This window comes from Flavobacterium sp. (genome assembly GCF_044361065.1).
GTDB lineage: Bacteria > Bacteroidota > Bacteroidia > Flavobacteriales > Flavobacteriaceae > Flavobacterium.
Genome location: NZ_JBIKJI010000005.1, coordinates 1 through 21,311, shown reverse-complemented (window position 1 = coordinate 21,311; position 21,311 = coordinate 1). Strand labels below are relative to the sequence as shown.

The following is a 21,311-nucleotide window of genomic DNA, read 5'->3' as shown; positions in this document are numbered from 1 at the left end:
AAACGATATTCCCGAAATTATTATTTGTAATTATTCTATTTTAATGAATTTAATTCAAAAATAAAACAAAAAAAGGGTGATTATTTAGGAATTCTTAATTTAAGCAAATTAAACTACGAAATTCGAAAAAAACGATAGTGTATTTTGTCAAATTAACAAAAAGGACTGTTGTTAAAATAGTTTTCTAATGATGTCTTCTTCTGAAATTCCTTCGGCATCAGCTTTGTAATTTTTGACAATTCTGTGACGTAAAATTCCGAAAGCTACGGCTTGAACATCTTCAATATCTGGCGAAAATTTTCCATTAATAGCCGCATTGGTTTTGGCTGCTAAAATTAAATTTTGAGATGCACGAGGACCTGCTCCCCAATCTAAATAATTTTTAACAAAATCAGTCGCTAAAGGATTATTTGGTCGGGTTTTTGAAACCAATGTTACAGCATATTCAATTACATTATCTGTAACAGGAATTTTTCTAATTAAATTCTGATAAGAAATAATTTCTTCTGCAGTAAACAATGGATTTATTGTTGTTTTCAAATCTGAAGTTGTCGCTTTCACTACTTGAACTTCTTCTTCAAAGGTTGGATAATCTAAATTTATGGCAAACATAAAGCGATCTAATTGCGCTTCTGGCAACGGATAGGTTCCTTCTTGCTCAATAGGGTTTTGAGTTGCTAAAACAAAAAATGGTAAATCTAATTTAAAACTTTGCCCTGCAACTGTAACCGATTTTTCTTGCATCGCTTCTAATAATGCAGCTTGTGTTTTTGGTGGCGTTCTGTTAATTTCATCTGCCAAAATGATGTTGGAAAAAATCGGACCTTTTATAAATTTAAAATTTCGCGTTTCATCTAATATCTCACTTCCTAAAATATCTGAAGGCATTAAATCTGGCGTAAACTGAATGCGTTTAAAATGTAACCCTAATGCTTCGGAAATAGTATTTACCATTAACGTTTTTGCCAATCCTGGCACACCAACTAACAAAGCGTGTCCGCCAGAAAAAACACTCAATACAATCTGATTGACTACTTCATCTTGACCTACAATAACTTTAGCAATTTCTTGTTTCAATTGCTTTTGTTTGCTTACTAATTTTTCAATTGCTGCTACGTCTGACATCTTTTTGGGTAAAGGGTTTAAGGTAAAAGGTATTTGGTAAACGGTTATTTTTTTAACCAATTATTTTCAAAAGTACATTCTTTATAATCGTTACTTACTTTTATATAGTTTTTCTCGATTTTTTCAGCCATCCATTTTCCAATTTCTTGGAATTGTTTATCCGAAAGTGCTAATTCTTTAATTTTAATATAATCTGTGCCGAAATCAGCTCTATGCTCCTCCGTTCTTTTATTTACTTTAAGTATTTTAAAAAACTTTGTTCCTTGTCTTTCTTGGTCTAAAAGAACTTTAGACATTTCACCTTGAACCAAACCATTTATTTGATTATATAAAGCAGGATCTAATTTTGAAATTTCAAAACGAGGTTCTGAAGTACGCGGATTAAGTAAAAGTCCACCGTTATTTTTTGTTTCTTTATCATCTGAAGAAGCTTTGGCAGCATCTTCAAACGTAATTTCACCCTTTTCAATTTTTTCGCGGATTCCATCAATTTTATCCGAAGCCTCTTTTACAGCTTTAGATGTTACTTTTGGGCTCACTAAAATATGACGCAATTCGATATCTTGACCAATAATTTTTTCTACAAAAATGATATGAAAACCAAACTCTGTTTCAAAAGGTTCTGATATTTCTCCTTCATTTAAACGAAAAGCCACATCTTTAAATTCCTTTACAAACTGTGTTTTTTTATTCATTTTATAATATCCACCGTTTGAGCTGGAACCTGGATCTTCAGAATAAATTACAGCTTTACTGTAGAAACTTCCACCGTTATTAATTACATCGTTTCTAATTTCTTTTAATTTATCTATAGCTTTTTGCTTATCTTCTTTAGAAATTACTGGTTTTACTACAATTTGAGACAATTCAATTTCTGCACCAATAGTTGGAATTTTATCGGCAGGAATTTTAGTAAAAAATTGTTTTACTTCATCTGGTGTTACTGTAATTTCATCAACAATTTTACGCTGCATTTGCGACGTCAATTTGTTTAATTTGATTACCTCGAAAAAATAACTTCTAAAGTCTTCTTCATCTTTTTTCTTATAATATTCAAATAATTTTTCTTTAGAACCAATCTGTTCTACCATAGTATTCATTTGGTTATCCATAAAAGTATTTACTTCTTCATCTGTAACCACAATACTATCCTGAACCGCTTGATGCGCATATAATTTATCTTCTAATTGTTTACCTAACAATTCACAACGTGTGATGTTTGTAATATCTGTACCTTGAGTTTTTAATTCTAAAAGCATTAAATCTATATCAGAATCTAATACAATGTAATTTCCTACAACGGCTGCAACACCGTCTACTTTTTGCTTTTTTTGTGCAAAAGTAATTGTTGAAAAAATTAAGAAAGCAAACGCTAAAAGATTGGTTTTATTTGTGAATTTCGAAATCATTGTTTGTATTGGCATCATTGGTTATTTCTGTTTTTATTATTTTAATTGCTGTTTTACATTTTCAAAAACTGCGGTATTGATATTTATTTTAAATTCTTTTTTCAACTCATCAACCCAAGTAGACTCTAAATACTGTTGGTAATCATTAATTACTTTACTTTTGCAGTCTTCTAGGGCTTTTGTCTCAGCGGGTTTGGTGCTTTTTACATTAACTACAAAACTATAATTTGCATCTTTATACGTGTTGTTTGCACCTACCGTTAGATTTGGAATTTTATCTAAAATATCATAATTTTTTTCAAATAAACCAGATTTCACCATAATAGCTACTTTATCATTTTTATTTAATTTCGATTTGATATATTCAATACTTTTCCCTTTTTGAAGCATTTTTTGAGCGGTTTCAATTACAGTAGCATCTGTTGACGACAAAATATCTACATCAAATCTTTCTTTCCAATTGTATTTAGATTTATTTAAACTATAGAAATTTTGAAGTCCAATAGTATCTGTTTTTGATTTATCCCAAATTTCTTTTTCCATTAAATCAAATAATAACAAACCATCTCTGTATTCGTCCATAACATTTTTGAAATCAATAAATTCGTTTTCTAAATTATCGGTATAATAACCAATCAATTGCTCGTCTTTCCAAGATTCAAATAATTCAGAAACTAATTTCGTAACTGGTTTAGTCGAAAGTTTATTTTTTTGTTGCGATTGAATATAGCTTGCAAATGACATTGTAGGCACTTTTTTGTTTTTATCAATAACCAATACATCGTCATTTATTGAAATATCTTCTTTTGGAAGTTCCCACGTTTGACTATAAATGGCATCTGTAACCGTTTTTTCAATATTCTTATATTGCGTTTTGTTTACTTCTTGCTTATATTTTAATTTTAATTTACTAGCCAAAGTATTGGTAATAATTATAGAACGTTCGTCTCTTTTAATTTTATTTTCTAATTCGGATTTTGAATCCGCTAATGATTTTACGGGATGTTTTTCTATTAATTTAACAATATGCCATCCAAAACCAGATTCAAACGGTTGCGAAATATCCCCTTTATTTTCCAATGAAAACGCAGCACTTTCAAATGCTTCAGAACTTAATTGTCCAGTACCAAAACGTTGCAAAACACCACCTTTAACTGCAGTAGATTTATCTTCAGAAAATTGGCTTGCTAACGCTTCAAAACTTTCGCCTTGTTGAATTTTTTTCGAAATATCTTCAATCGTTTGTTTTGCTTTTAACTTGGCTTCATCAGTGGCATCAGTTGGATTTAAAATCATAATATGCGCCACAGTAACTTCACCTTTATTGTCTCTTTTATCGGTAACCTTAATTAAATGATATCCAAAACGTGTTCTAATTGGATTAGAAATTTGCCCAACTTCAGTTTTGTAAGCTGCAGATTCAAATGGATACACCATTCTAAAAGCAGAGAAATAACCTAAATTACCTTTGTTATCTGCAACCGATGGATCTTGTGAATTAGCCATAGCTACTGATTCAAAACTTTCCCCTTTTTCAATTTGTTTTTTTAACGCAAGTGCTTTATTGTAAAACGCCAATGTATCTGTACCTTTAATACTTTCGTCAAATGAAAGCAAAATATGCGATGCTTTTACTTCTTTTGTACTTCTGCTATAGGCTTCTTCAATTAATTGATTGGTAACTTTTGAATCATTTAAATACGATTTAGAAAGTTGATTTCTGTACGAACTTAATTCACTTTGATACTTTGTATTATTTTGCAAGCCTAACTTATACGCCTTATTTACTTTTAATTTATATCCAATAAATAATTCTAAATATTGATTCAAATCTTTTTGCGAATCGTCTTTTACTAACTCTAAATTTTTAAGATAAATTCTTTTAAATTCATCAATTTTATATTCGTTTGAATCAATCGTAAAAAGCACGTCTTTTGTTGTGTTTTGGGCAATTGAATTAGAGCAAATTGTTAAAAATAGTACTAAAAAAAAGTTTTGAATTTTCATTTTTTAAAATTGGTTTTGTTTGCAACAAGCAAAAATAGGAAATCATTACAATTAAACAACTAATTGAAGATATATTAACTAAATTTTTAGATTTTAAAACCTGAATAAAGTAGTTTTAATTAAAAAAAAATCTCAACTTAAAATTGAGATTTATTTCTTTTATTTTCTATTTTCTCTTGCTATTAATGTGTTTTTCAACAACATTGCAATGGTCATAGGGCCAACTCCACCAGGAACTGGAGTTATAAACGATGCTTTCTTAGAAACATTTTCAAAATCAACATCACCTACAATTTTATATCCTTTTTCGGTGGTTTCATCTGCTACACGAGTAATTCCTACATCAATAACCACTACATCATCTTTTACCATTTCTGCCTTTAAATAATTTGGCACACCAAGTGCTGAAATAATAATATCAGCTTGCGAAGTAATTTGAGTGATATTTTTAGTGTGTGTATGCGTAACAGTTACTGTTGAATTACCAGGAAAACCTTTTCTTCCCATTAATATACTCATTGGACGACCCACAATATGACTTCTTCCAATAACTACCGTATGTTTTCCTTGCGTTTTAACATTATATCTTTCTAATAATTCTAAAATTCCAAATGGTGTAGCTGGTATAAATGTACTCATATCCAATGCCATTTTTCCAAAATTTTCTGGATGAAAACCATCTACATCTTTTGATGGATGAATGGCCATAATTACTTGTTGAGTATCAATTTGTGGTGGCAAAGGTAATTGCACAATAAAACCATCAATATTTGAATCTTCGTTTAATTCTGCAATTTTTTTAAGCAATTCAGTTTCAGAAGTCGTACTTGGCATTTTTATCAAAGTAGATTCAAAACCTACTCTTTCACACGCTTTAACTTTACTTCCTACGTATGTTAAACTTGCTCCATCATTTCCTACAATAATTGCAGCTAAATGAGGAACTTTTTCGCCATTTGCTTTCATTTTTGCTACTTCGGCAGCAATTTCTTCTTTAATATCTTCTGATACTTTTTTTCCGTCTAATAGTTGCATGGTTGTTGTTTTTATAGTTGAAAAGTTAAAAGTCTTAAAGTTCTAAAGACTTTCGACTTTTAAACTTTAAGACTTTCGACTTATTTATTTCATTCCAGGCATTGAAGGCATCCCTTTCATTCCGCCCATCATTTGCATTAGTTTTTTTCCGCCGCCGCCTTGCATCATTTTCATCATTTTACTCATTTGGTCGAACTGTTTCATTAACTGATTCACTTCTTCTATTTTTCTACCAGCTCCTTTTGCAATTCTTGTTTTTCTCTTCACATCAATTATTGCTGGTTTGCTTCTTTCTTTGGGCGTCATCGACTGAATAATCGCTTCCACGTGTTTAAAAGCGTCATCTTCAATTTCTACATCTTTTAATGCTTTTCCAGCTCCAGGAATCATTCCGACAAGGTCTTTCATACTTCCCATTTTCTTAATTTGTTGTATTTGAGCTAAGAAATCATCGAAACCAAATTCGTTTTTAGCAATTTTTTTCTGAATCTTTCTGGCTTCCTCTTCGTTATATTGTTCTTGAGCTCTTTCAACCAAAGAAACCACATCACCCATTCCTAAAATTCGTTCCGCCATACGAGAAGGATAGAACACATCAATGGCGTCCATTTTTTCTCCAGTACCAATGAATTTTATAGGTTTATTAACTACCGATTTTATTGAAATAGCCGCTCCACCACGAGTATCTCCATCTAACTTGGTTAGGATAACTCCATCAAAGTTTAATCTATCATTGAAGGCTTTTGCTGTGTTTACTGCATCCTGACCCGTCATAGCATCCACTACAAATAACGTTTCGTGCGGCTGAATGGCTTTATGAACGTTTGCAATTTCGTTCATCATTTCTTCATCAACTGCTAAACGACCAGCGGTATCAATAATTACAACATTAAAACCATTTGCTTTTGCGTGCTTAATTGCATTTTCGGCAATAGACACTGCGTTTTTATTTTCAGGTTCAGAATACACTTCAACACCTATTTGATCTCCAACGACGTGCAGCTGATTAATTGCCGCAGGACGGTAAATATCACAAGCAACTAAAAGTGGGTTTTTAGATTTTTTTGTTTTTAAAAAATTAGCTAATTTACCAGAGAAGGTCGTTTTACCAGAACCTTGTAAACCAGACATTAAAATAACGGTTGGGTTTCCAGATAAATTAACACCTGCAACATCGCCACCCATTAATTCGGTCAATTCATCTTTCACTAATTTTACCAACAATTGACCCGGCTGTAATGTAGTTAATACATTTTCACCAATTGCTTTATCTTTAACTCTTGTAGTAAAATCTTTAGCAATTTTAAAGTTCACATCGGCGTCTAACAATGCACGACGCACTTCTTTTAAAGTATCGGCTACGTTTACATCCGTAATTTTTCCGTGTCCCTTTAGTATATGGAAGGCTTTATCTAACTTATCGGTAAGATTATCAAACATAATAATTGAGCTTTTTTAATGAAATGCAAATATAAGGTAAAGTTTTAAAAGTCGAAAGTGATAAAGTCGAAAGTTGGAAATTTGAAATAAAAAAACCGTTCTGAAAATTCGGAACGGTTTTTAACTTATGTAAAACATATTATTTTTTAGAACAACATGATTTTTTTTCAGTTGAAGCACATGATTTTTTTTCAGCTGCTTTTTTATCTGAACAACAAGATTTTTCAGTTTTCTCTTTTTTCTTTTCTTTTTCTTTTTCTTTGAAGTTTACTACAGAAGCAGAAGAAACCATAAATGCCATTAAGGCAACAATTGACAATACTTTTTTCATAATATTTATTTTTATTTGTTATACTTATTAACTTATATATTCCAAAAGTAATAATTTATTATTACTTAAAACATAAATTTTTCTTAATTTTTTTCGAAGGTTAAATAATCTGTTCCGCCGTTACCTCCACTAACATCAATCAATTGAATTTTTGTATCTGTTCTGGAAACAATATCCCAGTCATCTGTTAAATCTACAAAATTAGCTGGTGTGGTAAAAGCAATATTAAAATCTAAATCGTTTAATGTATCATCATTACTATTTGAATCAGTAACCGACCAAGTTCCTGATGTAGTTAATCCGTTCCCTACTGCTGAAAGCACATTATTTGAAGCAAATGTAAAATTATAACCTGTAAAATTAGCAGTTTCATTTACTCCTGAATCCACATAATTTGTAATACGCCAAGTACCTGAAATAACCGTATTAATAACTTGTGTTTGATTTACATTTGTTGGTGCATCATCATCATCGCTACACATAGATGCCACATTAAGGACGAATAAAAGTGCTAAAACTGAAATTATTTTAATTTTTTTCATAATCTTTTATTAATAATTTATACAATTTTGAAAATCAAATATATAATTATTTTTTTATATCATAAACTTTTTGTTTCACAATAGTAACAATTTCATTTTTAGAAACCACACCCGATTGTCTCCATAACATTTTCCCGTTTTGAAACAAAATCATAGTCGGCACTCCTTTTACTTGAAAATGAGCTGCAATTTCTTGGTTTTTATCTACATCAATTTTAATGATATTTACAGCATCTCCTAACTCTTCTTTTGAATCTATTAAAATTGGAGCTAAAGCTTGGCAAGGACCACACCAAGTGGCGAAAAAATCAACTAAAACGGGTTTGTTTCCATTAATTAGTTCTTGAAATTTACTCATCTTCTCTGTTTTTAGTTGGAACATTACAACCTCTAGGACCACAACCTAAATTAAAAACCGCTTGAAACAAAAAGAAAACACCAAATGGAACAAATACCCATTGATTTTCCTCATATGCGGTGTAAAAACAAAATAAAGCAATCGCAATTCGGAAATAGCGCAAAAAATGCCAATTGTTAAAGAATATATTTTTCATAGTTTAAAATCTTTAGACAAATGTACTAAAGTTAAAATCACTACTATGTAACAAATATTACAGAACTTAAAACTGAAAATAAATAAAGGGCTGCGGACCTGCAGATGCAGTGGCATAAACCAACCAAAAAACCAATCCTAAAATAATAGCGCGAGTAATTAAAGGCATAGCTTTAAAAACATCTTGAATGGCGATAGTAACTTTTTCAGGAATATAATGCCAAAAATATCCTAAAAACATCAAAATAAATACATTTTGATAGCCTTGAATTATGGTAAACCACTGATCGAAATCAAAAGTTACTTTTCCGATATTCTGAATAATTTGTAAAGCAATTGTAAAGTCTTTTGCTCGAAAGAAAATCCAACAAAACGCTACAAAATGAAAGGTTACAAGAATTCCAATAATTTTTAAAAACGGCGTTAAAAAGAATATTTTACGCTTTGACGGCGGATAATATTCTAAAAATATTTTATGAATAGCAAGAGCCATACCGTGTAAAGCACCCCAAATTATAAATCGTAAACTGGCTCCGTGCCATAAACCTCCTAATAGCATAGTTGTCATTAAATTCACGTTGGTGTACATCGTTTTTTCTTTTTCTCTTGAAAATAAAAAAGTAAAAACAAAGACTATAGCTGATGCTACAGCTATTAGTAATGGTATATTACTTGTTTTAGAAAAAGAAACACCCCATACAATAGCACCTATAAAAAACAAACTTGGAAATAAAAATCCTGCAAATGTTCCGTACCGATTTCCTCCCACAGAAATATATAAAAAATCCTTTAACCAAGTAGATAACGAAATGTGCCAACGGCGCCAAAAATCTGTAATAGAAGTTGATTTATATGGCGAACGGAAGTTAGTTGGTAATTTGAAACCTAACAATAATGCTACTCCTATTGCCATATCTGAATAACCAGAAAAATCACAATAAATTTGAATCGTATAGCCATAAGACGCCATTAAATTTTCGAAAGGGGTATAACTATTTGGCAAATCAAAAACTCGATCTACGAAATTTAACGAAATATAATCCGAAATTACCGTCTTCTTAATTAATCCACCAATTATCAATAGAAACGCACGATTGATATCGTCTTGCGTTACATTTAATTTTTGATAAATTTGAGGTAAAAAATCTTTTGCTCTTACAATAGGTCCCGCCACTAATTGTGGAAAAAAGGAAACGAAAAACAAATAATCTACAAAACGTTTAGTAGGTTCGATTTCTTTTCGGTAAACTTCAATAATATAACTTATAGATTGAAAGGTGTAAAATGAAATTCCAACTGGTAAAATCACATCAAAAAACGCAAATTTTTCTCCAGTAACGGTGTTGGTAATGTCTACTAAAAAATTACTGTATTTAAAGTAGCCTAAAAATCCTAAATTTAGAATGATACTGAATGTTAAACATAGTTTTTTATAAAAAACACTTGAAGTACGATGTACTAAATTTCCTAAATTATAATCGACCACTGCCGAACCTAAAAGTAATAAAAAATAAATTCCGCTTGACTTATAATAGAAAAACAGTGAAAATAAAATTACATAAACCATTCGCAAGGTGTCTGCTTTTTTTAGTAAAATGTACCAAAAATAAAACACCAAAAACAAACCTAAAAATAAGCCCGTATTAAAAAGCAATGGCTCTTTTTCATTGTAAACAAACCATTTTTCAATTACTTCAGGAGTAATTTTACCTATATTTTTATAAAACCATTCTTGCAACACAATCTCTTATTTTTCAGATTTATATAATTCGTAGGATTGAATAAACGCATCGAAAAACAATTCGCCTTGTTTATCATAACCCGTATTAGAATAATGCACTTTATCTCTTGCCATTAATCCCATTCTTGAATTCATTATAATATTTTTATTTCCACCAAAAACATCTAATAAATTCCAAACTGCATAGTTTTCAGTAGCTGCCATTTCAATAATTTTTTCGGCATATTTTTCTATGTAAATATTTTGAGATTTTCCGTGCAACACAGAAGGTGGTGGCGTAGTAAGTAAAATCGAAGCTTCTGGACATTTTAATTTAATGCCGTCAATCATTGTTTTTAAGTTACCAAAATAAGTAGGAATATCTTGCTTATCAAAACTTTCGTTTGTTCCCAAAGAAATTACATACAAATCGGCTTCAAGCGCTGGTAATTGTTCGAAAAACAAAGGAAACTTATTAAAATCGCTACTTTTTGCACCATTTACACCAATAGATGAATAGGTAACACCTGCATTTTCATTTTCTAAAATCAAACCATTTAACGCAAATTCAGAATTATTTTCATTTCCAATAATGGTAATTTTATCGATAGGTTTTTCGGAAGTATAGGAATTGTATAATGGTGTGTTTTCTAAAACAATAGGCTCGTAAACATACTTTACAGTTGAAACTGTTTTGTAAGTGGTTACTGTTTTTCCACCAGGAATTTTTAAAATTTTTCCATCTCTAATATTATCAGATGTCAATCCGTTAGCTGCTTTTAATTGTTTTAATGAAATGTTATATTTATCTGCAATCACGCCTAAAACTTCACCCGGTTTTACTTTGTGAGAACTTATTGCTGGTGTTTTAACAGCTACTTTTTCTTGCGTGGTAAAACTTTTTTTAGCAAATGACACATTAAAAATATTTTCGTTTTTAGGCGAAATGACTTTTAATTTTGTGAAATCGAATTGAGCATCTTTAACTAACATATCAATATGAAAAGTTTTTTGCTTAGGTTCAAATGATATCCCACTTACGCCAACAGGTTTTGAAGTATCAGCATATAAATTTCGAGTAGCAGAAAATCCGCCAGAACCAGTAAATTTTATAGGTGAACTATTATTTGTATTTGCTAAACTATATGGAAATGTAAATCCGAAACCAGCATTTCCGAAAATTTGCTGCATACGATATCTAATTTTTCCAGTAAATAAATCCGCTTGTATGTGCGAATCACCTATATGAACTATTCGTACTTTTCTATCTTGATTTTCTTCTAATTGGTATAATTTTTCAAAAATAGCTGTTAGCGCTTTTTCGTTAGAAATTACATTATTAAACGCTTCAAAATTAGCCGTATCAATAGCAATTGTAGCACTATCAATTTCTACTTTCACAGAATCGATTTGCGAAAAACCAAGTGTAGTAAAAAATAATATGTATATAAATTTATTCATTTAAAGTGTCTTTTGTTACTGGTACCGAATCTAATACCTTTGTTTGTGGTTGTTTTTTTTGCTTAGCTAAAGCACGTAATCGTTTGTACTCAATGTAACCCGTATCTATTTGTTTATAAATAAGTTGCGCAATTTCTTTAGCACCTCTGTGATTAAAGTGTGTATAATCTTTATTGGCTTTTGCAGGTACATTTTCTACCCATTTCACCATAGAACCATCGCCTCCCATTAAAGTATATAAATTTACTAAGCCGGCTTCTGATTTTACAGCATACCGTTTTTGAGCCATAATTAATGGAGCAATGGCAGAATCTGATTTCATTTGCATATCGTACTTTGTAGATTTATCAGCCGTTGTAATAATTAAAATTGCGGCACCTGGAAAACATTGCTTTACGTGATTTACAACAGAAGTCATTTTTCTTTCGTACCAAGAATAATTTAAAGAACCGTAATTTAAAACGTTTGTTCCAAATTGTAAAATAATTAAATCGTATCCTAACTTTTGCTGAAATGCATTCATCAAATCTATATTGAATGAACCTAACGGTAAACCAGAGTTACCTCGAGAAGAAAAATTATCAACGTGAATTCCTTTTCCATTATCGAAATTAAATCCGTAAAACGGGATCGAATCGGCATTTATAAAATTTACTTTAACTTTATTTACAGAACTTCCAATTTGTGTGGTATTTAATGTAGCGTTTGGAGAAAGTTTTTTATAAATGGTATCTTTCCCAATAACTTGACGCAACAATCCTTTTTTATTTGTGGAACTTCCATAAAAAAGCGTGGGATTATTTAAAGTTGTTGAAAAACGATTTCTTCCCGCTTTAAATTTTACCCAAGTAGGATTTGCCGTATCTTTTGCAAAGAAAACAGCACCATTCACTCCAAATGAACGCAATGGGCTTTTTGTTTTTAAATACGATTGCGATTTCCAATTGGGAGAAAATTCGTGAATAACTGAACCTCTTGAAGCTGCAGATTCTGATGAAATGTTTACAAACCCAACGCCTTCTCCACCAAAAACACTTTGAAATTGAGTACGCACATCTTGCACAATAAGGTCACCATCTGTCATAGAATCACCAAAATAGGCAATTCGGGCTTTTCCTTTTTTATTGGTTTCTAATTGATACAATTTTTCAAAAAAGGGAATTAGGTATTGATATCCTTTGTATTGTTCGAATTTTTCACTTGAAAATTTAATTCCTAACGGATTTGAAACAAAAGAAATGGTTTTGTTTGTTAAAGTGTCTTCTTCAGAAAGATTTCCGGCTTCAGCTACAGCCTCTAACATCAAACTATCCACTACAATATTTTTGCTATTTGTTGAAGCGTCTGGAAATAATTTTTTAGGCAAAAACGATTTAAACCCAATAAAAGACACAATTGCAATTACTACAATTAGCCAGGATTGAAAAAAATAAGACTTGTTTTGTTTCACTTTAATTATTTATATTATTTCAAAATTCGTTAATCAAAATTCGTTGTTCAACATTTTTAAACTTGGAACAATCAATTTAGTATATTGACTTCGAGTGCCTCAGTTAACACGAGTGCCTCAGTTAACACGAGAAATTCAACCAGTATGTTGACTTCGAGAACCTCAGTCAACAACTAAGCTCAGTCAACATTTAACCTCAACCAATAAACGACAACTGAGTCAGTCGAAAACGTTTATCAAATCAATAGAAAACGGTAACTGAGGCTCTCGAAGTTACATTCTCTCAGGAACGCTAATTCCTAATAATCCGAAAGCATTTTTAATTACTTGGCTTACAGATTTTGACAGTTGTACTCTAAATACTTTTTTGTCTAAATTATCTTCTCCTAAAATCGACACGTTTTGATAAAACGAATTAAATTCTTTAACCAAATCGTATGTATAATTCGCAACTAATGCTGGGCTATGATTTTCTGCAGCGCTTTGAATTACTTCAGGAAATAATTGTACTTGTTTTATTAATTCTTTTTCTTTTTCGTGTAATTCCAAAAGTTTTGATTCGGAACTATAATCGAAAGTTGCTTTTCTTAAAATCGATTGAATACGAGCATAAGTATATTGAATAAAAGGCCCCGTATTTCCATTAAAATCTACCGATTCTTCTGGATTAAACATCATTTGTTTTTTCGGATCTACTTTTAACATATAATATTTTAAAGCACCCAAACCTATGGTTTTATACAAACTTGCTTTTTCTTCTTCAGAATAACCATCTAATTTTCCTAAATCTTCAGAAATTTGTTGTGCTGTTGTAGTCATTTCTGCCATTAAATCGTCTGCATCAACAACAGTTCCTTCACGTGATTTCATTTTTCCAGAAGGTAATTCTACCATTCCGTATGATAAATGGAATAAATTTTCAGCCCATTCGTATCCTAATTTTTTAAGAATTAAGAACAATACTTTAAAATGATAATCTTGCTCATTTCCAACGGTATAAACCATTCCACCAATGTCTGAAAAATCTCTAACTCGTTGAATTGCCGTTCCGATATCTTGTGTCATATAAACAGAAGTTCCATCTGAACGCAATACAATTTTTTCGTCTAAGCCATCAGCCGTTAAATCAATCCAAACTGAACCATCTTCTTTTTTAAAGAAAACACCACGACTTAAACCTTCTTCCACAACATCTTTTCCTAACAAATAGGTATTACTTTCGTAATAATAACTGTCGAAATCTACTCCCAAATTTGTATACGTTACGGAAAATCCATCGTACACCCATTGGTTCATCGTTTTCCAAAGTTCAATAACTTCTGGTTTCCCATTTTCCCAATCTAAAAGCATTTGTTGGGCTTCTAAAATAAGTGGCGCTTGTTTTTTTGCTTCTTCCTCTGTTTTTCCTTGCGACATCAAAGCAGCAATTTCAACTTTATAAGCTTTATCAAATTTCACATAAAAATTACCCACTAATTTATCGCCTTTTAAACCAGTTGAATCTGGTGTTTGTCCGTTTCCGAATTTTTGCCAAGCCAACATCGATTTACAAATATGAATACCTCTGTCGTTAATAATTTGTGTTTTATATACTTTTTTACCAGATGCTTTTATAATTTCAGCAACAGAATAACCCAATAAGTTGTTTCTAATATGACCTAAATGCAAGGGTTTGTTTGTATTTGGTGAAGAATATTCTACCATTACTGCTTTTTGTCCTTCCGTAGGCGTTACAAAGCCATACGAATTATCATTTTTTATGCTATTGAAATAAGAAATATAATATTCATCTGAAATTACTAAATTTAAAAAACCTGCAACTACATTAAATTTTGATACCTCAGCAACGTTTTCTACTAAATACTCACCTATTTTAGTTCCTATTTCTACAGGATTTCCTTTAATCTGTTTTACCAACGGAAAAACGACCATAGTAATATCGCCTTCAAAATCTTTCTTAGTAGATTGAAATTCAACTTTTTCAATGGAAATTTGAAACAGTTGCGCTACAGCATTTTTTATAGGTTCGAAAAGAATTTCTTGTAATAACATCATCGTATTTTTAATAGCGTGCAAAGATAGAATTTTTAACCAATTGAAAAGTTCATTTGTAACAAAAATGCACAAATTTTGTCTAATGTACAAAATTCATATTCTACGTCGTAATTTCTCTTCCATTTTTTGAGAAATAATTGAGCTAATTTATTTGCACAAAACATTAAAAAAATTATGAGATTAAAACACATTTTCAGCGCCTTATTAGTTGTATTTTCAACTTTAACTTTAGTAGCTCAACAAAACAATCCTGGAATTATTAGAGGGAAAATCATTGATAAAACGTCAAACGAACCTGTTGGATATTCTACCGTTAGCATATTAGAAGGTCAAAAACCTATAGCCGCCATTTCAACTAAAGAAGACGGAAGCTTTGAAATAAAAAATTTAGAATTGAAAAGCTATATTTTAAAAGTCAACTTTATAGGATATAAGGACGCGTCAAGAACGATTACTTTATCGGAAGAAAATAAAGAAATTAACCTTGGAAATATTACTTTAGAATCCAATGCGAATACTATTGAAACCGTATCTATTGTAAAAGAACGCTCCACTATTGAACAAAAAGCAGACAGAAAAGTTGTGACTATTGGTAAAGATTTAATTGCATCTGGAACTACTGCATCGGAAATTTTTAATAACATTCCAACTGTAAGTATTGATCCACAAACCAAGGAATTAAGTTTACGTGGCAATAGCAATGTTAGAGTGTTAATTGACGGAAAACCAACCAATATTGATGCAGGACAATTATTGCAACAAATCCCATCAGCTTCCATAAAACAAGTAGAATTAATAACCAACCCATCTTCTAAATACAATCCGGAAGGAAATAGCGGAATTATTAATATTATTTTAAATAAAAACACACAAAATGGATTTAACGGAAGTATAACTACTGGGTATACATTTGGAATTACACCAAAAACAAATCAGTCGTTAAATTTGAATTATAAAGTAGGAAAAGTTAATTTTTATACGAATTATGGCTTCAATCACGGAAGAAATAGAAGCTTTGGTTTTGTAGAAGCAGACCGTCCGAATTTAGAAAACAGACAAGATTTCAATTTCGCCAATACCAACACGTCGCATTTGGCAAAAATTGGTATAGATTATTATATTAATGATAATAATACTTTATCGTTTTTTACCAACTGGAATGTTGCAGATGGAAAAGGAAATTCAAATACAAATATAAATTATTACAATAATACTACGTTTGCAGACGAACTTCAAACCATTACAAATAATAGCGGAAATATTACACAAACTTATGATTTAAACTACAAACATAACTTCAAGAAAAAAGGTGAATTAATTGAATTTCAAGCAAATTATGCCAAGACTTCAAGTGAAGATATTTCCTATTTTAGAAACAATGGCGTATTAAGATTGAATGACATAGACAGCAAAACGAATTATGCCCAGTTTAATATTGATTATACGAATCCAATAGACGAAAACTCAAAAATTGAAATGGGTTTTGAAAGTAGAATTCAAGATGGGCAAAACAATTTCTATAATGAATCGCTGGCATTTTATGGTACTAATCCGTTTACTTTTAACAGAAACATTCACGCGATTTATACCAACTACAGTAAATCATTTGGCAAATTTAGCGCCCAAGTTGGCGTTAGAATCGAAGAATATACTTTAGATGCGAAATTTGAAAGAAATGAAAGAAATCCAAATTATTTTGAATCCACTTCGGTTGCAGATGAAATATTTACAGCGTATCCATCAGCTTACTTGTCTTATAAATTAGATGATAATAATACTTTTAATTTAAACTATACCCGAAGAGTAGATCGCCCGAGTATTGGACAAATAAATCCTATTAGAGAATGGACCACACCTTTGTTAGAATCAAGAGGAAATCCTGCTTTAGAACCACAATTCACGAATTCATTCGAAATTAATCATACTAAAATTTTTAGTTTAGGAAGTGTAACTTCTGCGGTATTTTACCGATTAATTAATGCTGAAATTTCGAGAGTTATTTTCCCAAATCCATTGAACAACATTCAAAATATTATGTCGTTTGATAATTTTGACAACAACAGTCAATTGGGTGCAGAAATTAATGCCAATTTAAAATTAACAAAATGGTGGTCCACCAACGCAAGTGCAGATGTGTATTACAAAACCGTGCGTGGAACTGTTACAAACATCAACACCAACTTACCAGAAAATAAAGAAATAAATGTAACCACTTTTAATACGCGATTAAACAACACATTTACCGCTACAAAAAAATTACGATTTAATTTATTTGGAATGTACAGAAGTCGCGATTTAGGCTTGCAATATTTAAGAACACCAATGTATCGAGTAGATTTTGGTGCAAATTATAGTGTTTTAGAAGGAAAAGGAACCCTTTCCGCAAGAATGAATGATATGTTTAGAACCCAATTTTTCGGATTCAATGGAAACATTCCTTTCCGTCAAGATGGAGAATTTAGATTTGAAAGCCGAACCTTTTATGTAGGTTTCAATTATAATTTTGGAAGTGGTAAAAACAAAGAACTACAACGCAAGCAACGTGAGAAAAACGAAACCCAAGGTGGGGGAATGTTTTAGATTTAGGGTTTAAGGCATTAGGCATTAGGCATTAGGCAAAAATAAAAAAAGCGTTCAGAATTTCTGAACGTTTTTTTTATTATCTATTTTCTACAATCTAATGTCTATAATCTACTATCTATACTCTAAAAAAATTACCATCTAATAATCACACTTCCCCAAGTAAAACCAGAACCAAATGCAGCTAAAACAACTACATCACCACTTTTAATTTTACCTTTTTCCCAAGCTTCTGTTAAAGCAATAGGAATAGATGCGGCGGTCGTATTTCCATAATTCATTATGTTGTTGTACACTTGATCATCAGATAATTTAAATTTCTGCTGAATGAACTGTGAAATCCTTAGATTCGCTTGGTGCGGTACTAATAAATCAATATCTGAAACTTGTAAATCATTGGCTTGTAAACCTTCATTAATGACTTCACTAAAACGAACTACCGCATTTTTAAATACAAATTGCCCATTCATATAAGGAAAATAACTTTCATCATTTGGATCATTATCTGCAATAATATCAGTAACCCAGCGTTTTCCCATTCCTGGTGCAATAAGAGCTAATTCTTCTGCGTGTTGTCCTTCGGAATGTAAATGAGTTGATAAAATTCCTTTATTCAAATCTTCTTCTCTGGAAAGTACGGCTGCTCCTGCTCCATCACCAAAAATCACTGAAACACCTCTGCCTTTATCAGACATATCTAATCCGGTGGAGTGCACTTCGGAACCAATTACTAAAATATTTTTATACATTCCTGTCTTGATATATTGATCAGCAATTGAAATGGCATACACAAATCCAGAACATTGATTTCTAACATCTAATGCACCTACTGTTTTTAAACCCAAATCACGCTGCACTAACACACCAGGTCCTGGAAAATAATAATCTGGTGAAAGTGTGGCAAAAATTACAAAATCAATATCTTCTTTAGCAACATTTGCCCGTTGTATGGCTATTTCTGCAGCTTTTACACCCATAGAAGTAGTGGTGTCTTCACCTCTAATAATATGACGACGCTCTTTAATTCCTGTTCTTTCCTGAATCCATTCGTCATTGGTATCCATTATTTTGGATAAATCATCATTTGTTACAATGTTTTCTGGCACATAATAACCTAAGCCCGATATTTTTGAGTGGTACATTTTATTAGATTTATTAAGCAAATTTAAGAAAAAAATGCTATAATTTATTATTTATATTGTCGCAATTATTCCTTAATTTTAAGATTGATGATACTGTGTTTCTCAATTTTAAATTCTGATTCAAAAAACACAAATTGATTGTTCCATTTTGCTTCAATTAAATAATATTTCCCTTTAAAATAGGTAGACACTACCTCAACTTGAATGTCAGATTTTTTTATAATTTGCAATTGATTGGGATAAATTAACTGCATTTTTCCATTTATTTCAATTTCATTTACCTCACCAAATAAAGCCGCTGTATATTGAGATTTTGGATGGTTATATAATTCAAAAGGGGTTGCTTTTTCTAAAATAGTAGTGTCTTTTAAAACAATAACCTCATCTGAAAATGACAACACATCATTAATATCGTGACTTGCAACAAGAGTTGTAATTTGTTTATTTTTTAGATATTGAAATATTTTTCTTCTTAATTTGTTTTTTCTGAAATTATCTATGTGCGAAAATGGCTCGTCTAAAAGTAACACTTCTGGTTCTTGTGCTAAAACTCTTGCCAACGCCACACGTTGCATCTGGCCGCCACTTAGAAACTTGGCTTTTACGTGCTTAAATTCAGACATTTCTACCAAATTTAAAAGTTCATCTATTCGATTTTGTTTTTCTTTTGGATAAAAATTAGATAAAAATTTCCCTACGTTTTCTCCTACTGTAATAAATGGCATTAAATCGAAATCTTGTGCTAAATATTTCATAAAAGGCATTCCTGGTACAAGATGAAATTTTGGACCTAAAACAGGTTCTGACTTCCAAGAAATATTACCTTCATCGCAGTCATATAATCCGTAAATTAATTTCAATAAAGTACTTTTTCCGCAACCACTTTCTCCAATAACGGCTAATTGTTGCCCTTCATCTAAAGTAAATGTTAGATTTTGTAAAATAATTTTTTCTTGATAAGAAAAAGTAGGAATGTTTACTTGAAGCATTTGCGAATAGTAAGAAAATAATTCTAAAAATAAAGTGTAAATATATTACTTTAAATGTAACCAAAAAAATATGATGTTTTTGATGAAATAAAAATGTCAATTTGTCAGCAAAAACAAAATTGGTACTTAATTTGACTATTCATAATCATTAATTTAATTAAAACAAACATCATATGACATCAGGAAAAATTAATGTTTCGGTGGAGAATATTTTCCCATTGATTAAAAAATTTTTGTACAGCGATCACGAGATTTTTCTACGTGAATTAATTTCTAACGGAACCGATGCCACTTTAAAATTAAAACATCTTACCAGCATTGGTGAAGCAAAAACGGAATACGGAAATCCGATTATAGAAATTAAAATTGATAAGGAAGGTAAAAAACTTCACATTATCGACCAAGGTATTGGTATGACTTCAGATGAAGTGGAAAAATACATCAACCAATTGGCGTTTTCAGGTGCAGAAGAATTCTTAAATAAATATGAAGAATCCGCCAAAGATTCTGGAATTATTGGACATTTTGGTTTAGGATTTTACTCTGCTTTTATGGTAGCGTCTAAAGTTGAAATTTTTACAAAATCATTTAAAGACGAGCCAGCTGCGCATTGGACTTGCGATGGAAGTCCTGAATTTACTTTAGAACCACATACTAAAACGGATAGAGGTACCGAAATTGTATTACATATTGCAGAGGATTCATTGGAGTTTTTAGAAGAATATAAAATCCGTGAGTTACTTACTAAGTACAATAAATTTATGCCGATTCCAATAAAATTTGGAACTAAAAAAGAAGCATTGCCAAAACCAGATGATGCTGGAGACGATTATAAAGCGGAATATATTGATGTTGATAATTTCATAAACAATCCAAATCCAGCTTGGACGAAACAACCAAGTGAATTATCTGATGAAGATTATAAAAGCTTTTATAGAGAATTGTATCCTTCACAATTTGAAGAACCTTTATTTCACATTCATTTAAATGTAGATTATCCTTTTAATTTAACTGGGATTTTATATTTTCCAAAATTAGGTTCCGACTTACAAATTCAGAAAGACAAAATTCAACTATATCAAAATCAAGTTTTCGTAACGGATAATGTGGAAGGAATTGTACCCGAATTTTTATTAATGCTTAAAGGTGTGGTAGATTCGCCAGATATTCCTTTAAACGTTTCACGTTCTGGCCTACAAGCCGATAGTAATGTAAAGAAAATTTCAAATTACATTACTAGAAAAGTAGCTGATAAATTGAAATCGTTATTTAATGAAAATAGAGAAGATTTTGAAGCAAAATGGAGCGATATTAAAATTGTTTTGGAATACGGAATGCTTTCTGAGCCAAAATTTTATGAAAAATCGGGTGATTTTGTTTTATATCCTACAACAGAAAACAAATATTACACGTTAGCAGAATTAAAAGAAGCAACTAAAGATTTACAAACAGATAAAGATGGAAAATTAGTT

The 21,311-nt window shown here is 30.9% G+C and carries 17 protein-coding genes; 2 read left to right on the top strand and 15 right to left on the bottom strand.

Annotated elements, in window-relative coordinates; all coding sequences use genetic code 11:
• Positions 1 to 171: 171 nt before the first annotated feature.
• The 13 genes from ACIQ11_RS00785 to argS all read right to left on the bottom strand — a co-directional run bounded on the left by ACIQ11_RS00785 (position 172) and on the right by argS (position 15,125).
• The gene (locus ACIQ11_RS00785) at positions 172 to 1,125 is read right to left on the bottom strand and encodes an AAA family ATPase (protein ID WP_396151891.1); all 954 of its coding nucleotides are present in this window, start codon (positions 1,123 to 1,125) and stop codon (positions 172 to 174) included.
• Between the two features lie 44 nt (positions 1,126 to 1,169).
• Positions 1,170 to 2,552 (bottom strand): peptidylprolyl isomerase, encoded by a 1,383-nt coding sequence (locus ACIQ11_RS00780; RefSeq protein ID WP_396151889.1) that lies wholly within the window; start codon positions 2,550 to 2,552, stop codon positions 1,170 to 1,172.
• Positions 2,553 to 2,570: 18 nt separating this feature from the next.
• Positions 2,571 to 4,541, bottom strand: coding sequence for a peptidylprolyl isomerase (locus ACIQ11_RS00775; protein WP_396151887.1), 1,971 nt, complete (start codon positions 4,539 to 4,541; stop codon positions 2,571 to 2,573).
• A 159-nt stretch (positions 4,542 to 4,700) separates the two neighbouring features.
• Positions 4,701 to 5,576, bottom strand: coding sequence for a bifunctional 5,10-methylenetetrahydrofolate dehydrogenase/5,10-methenyltetrahydrofolate cyclohydrolase (locus ACIQ11_RS00770; RefSeq protein ID WP_396151884.1), 876 nt, complete (start codon positions 5,574 to 5,576; stop codon positions 4,701 to 4,703).
• A gap of 84 nt (positions 5,577 to 5,660) precedes the next feature.
• Complete coding sequence (gene ffh, locus ACIQ11_RS00765) at positions 5,661 to 7,016, bottom strand: signal recognition particle protein (protein ID WP_396151882.1); 1,356 nt, start codon at positions 7,014 to 7,016, stop codon at positions 5,661 to 5,663.
• A 139-nt stretch (positions 7,017 to 7,155) separates the two neighbouring features.
• Positions 7,156 to 7,347 (bottom strand): hypothetical protein, encoded by a 192-nt coding sequence (locus ACIQ11_RS00760; protein ID WP_291241052.1) that lies wholly within the window; start codon positions 7,345 to 7,347, stop codon positions 7,156 to 7,158.
• Positions 7,348 to 7,430: 83 nt separating this feature from the next.
• Positions 7,431 to 7,889, bottom strand: coding sequence for a hypothetical protein (locus ACIQ11_RS00755; protein ID WP_396151880.1), 459 nt, complete (start codon positions 7,887 to 7,889; stop codon positions 7,431 to 7,433).
• A gap of 46 nt (positions 7,890 to 7,935) precedes the next feature.
• Complete coding sequence (gene trxA, locus ACIQ11_RS00750) at positions 7,936 to 8,247, bottom strand: thioredoxin (protein WP_396151878.1); 312 nt, start codon at positions 8,245 to 8,247, stop codon at positions 7,936 to 7,938.
• Positions 8,240 to 8,443 (bottom strand): hypothetical protein, encoded by a 204-nt coding sequence (locus ACIQ11_RS00745; RefSeq protein WP_396151875.1) that lies wholly within the window; start codon positions 8,441 to 8,443, stop codon positions 8,240 to 8,242. The genes trxA and ACIQ11_RS00745 overlap by 8 nt, the downstream gene beginning before the upstream one ends.
• Before the next feature lie 66 nt (positions 8,444 to 8,509).
• The gene (locus ACIQ11_RS00740; RefSeq protein WP_396151873.1) at positions 8,510 to 10,183 is read right to left on the bottom strand and encodes an MBOAT family O-acyltransferase; all 1,674 of its coding nucleotides are present in this window, start codon (positions 10,181 to 10,183) and stop codon (positions 8,510 to 8,512) included.
• 6 nt (positions 10,184 to 10,189) lie between these two features.
• A complete protein-coding gene (locus ACIQ11_RS00735; protein WP_396151871.1) occupies positions 10,190 to 11,623 on the bottom strand; it encodes a GDSL-type esterase/lipase family protein in 1,434 nt (477 codons plus the stop codon).
• Positions 11,616 to 13,073: a hypothetical protein gene (locus ACIQ11_RS00730; RefSeq protein WP_396151869.1), complete on the bottom strand. Its 1,458-nt coding sequence runs from the start codon at positions 13,071 to 13,073 to the stop codon at positions 11,616 to 11,618. Before ACIQ11_RS00730 ends, ACIQ11_RS00735 begins: the two co-directional genes overlap by 8 nt.
• A 273-nt stretch (positions 13,074 to 13,346) precedes the next feature.
• Positions 13,347 to 15,125 carry an arginine--tRNA ligase gene (gene argS / locus ACIQ11_RS00725; RefSeq protein ID WP_396151903.1) on the bottom strand — a complete coding sequence of 593 codons (1,779 nt, stop codon included), beginning with the start codon at positions 15,123 to 15,125 and terminating at the stop codon, positions 13,347 to 13,349.
• A 177-nt stretch (positions 15,126 to 15,302) separates the two neighbouring features.
• Here argS and ACIQ11_RS00720 point away from each other — a divergent pair, with 177 nt between their 5' ends.
• Positions 15,303 to 17,708: a TonB-dependent receptor domain-containing protein gene (locus ACIQ11_RS00720; protein ID WP_396151867.1), complete on the top strand. Its 2,406-nt coding sequence runs from the start codon at positions 15,303 to 15,305 to the stop codon at positions 17,706 to 17,708.
• A 134-nt stretch (positions 17,709 to 17,842) separates the two neighbouring features.
• Here the strand turns inward: ACIQ11_RS00720 and ACIQ11_RS00715 are convergent, their stop codons facing one another.
• Both ACIQ11_RS00715 and ACIQ11_RS00710 read right to left on the bottom strand, forming a co-directional pair.
• Positions 17,843 to 18,850: a 3-oxoacyl-ACP synthase III family protein gene (locus tag ACIQ11_RS00715; protein WP_291241044.1), complete on the bottom strand. Its 1,008-nt coding sequence runs from the start codon at positions 18,848 to 18,850 to the stop codon at positions 17,843 to 17,845.
• 65 nt (positions 18,851 to 18,915) lie between these two features.
• Positions 18,916 to 19,839, bottom strand: coding sequence for an ABC transporter ATP-binding protein (locus tag ACIQ11_RS00710; protein ID WP_396151865.1), 924 nt, complete (start codon positions 19,837 to 19,839; stop codon positions 18,916 to 18,918).
• 173 nt (positions 19,840 to 20,012) lie between these two features.
• Here ACIQ11_RS00710 and htpG point away from each other — a divergent pair.
• A partial coding sequence (gene htpG, locus ACIQ11_RS00705) for a molecular chaperone HtpG (protein WP_396151862.1) occupies positions 20,013 to 21,311 on the top strand: 1,299 nt, incomplete at its 3' end.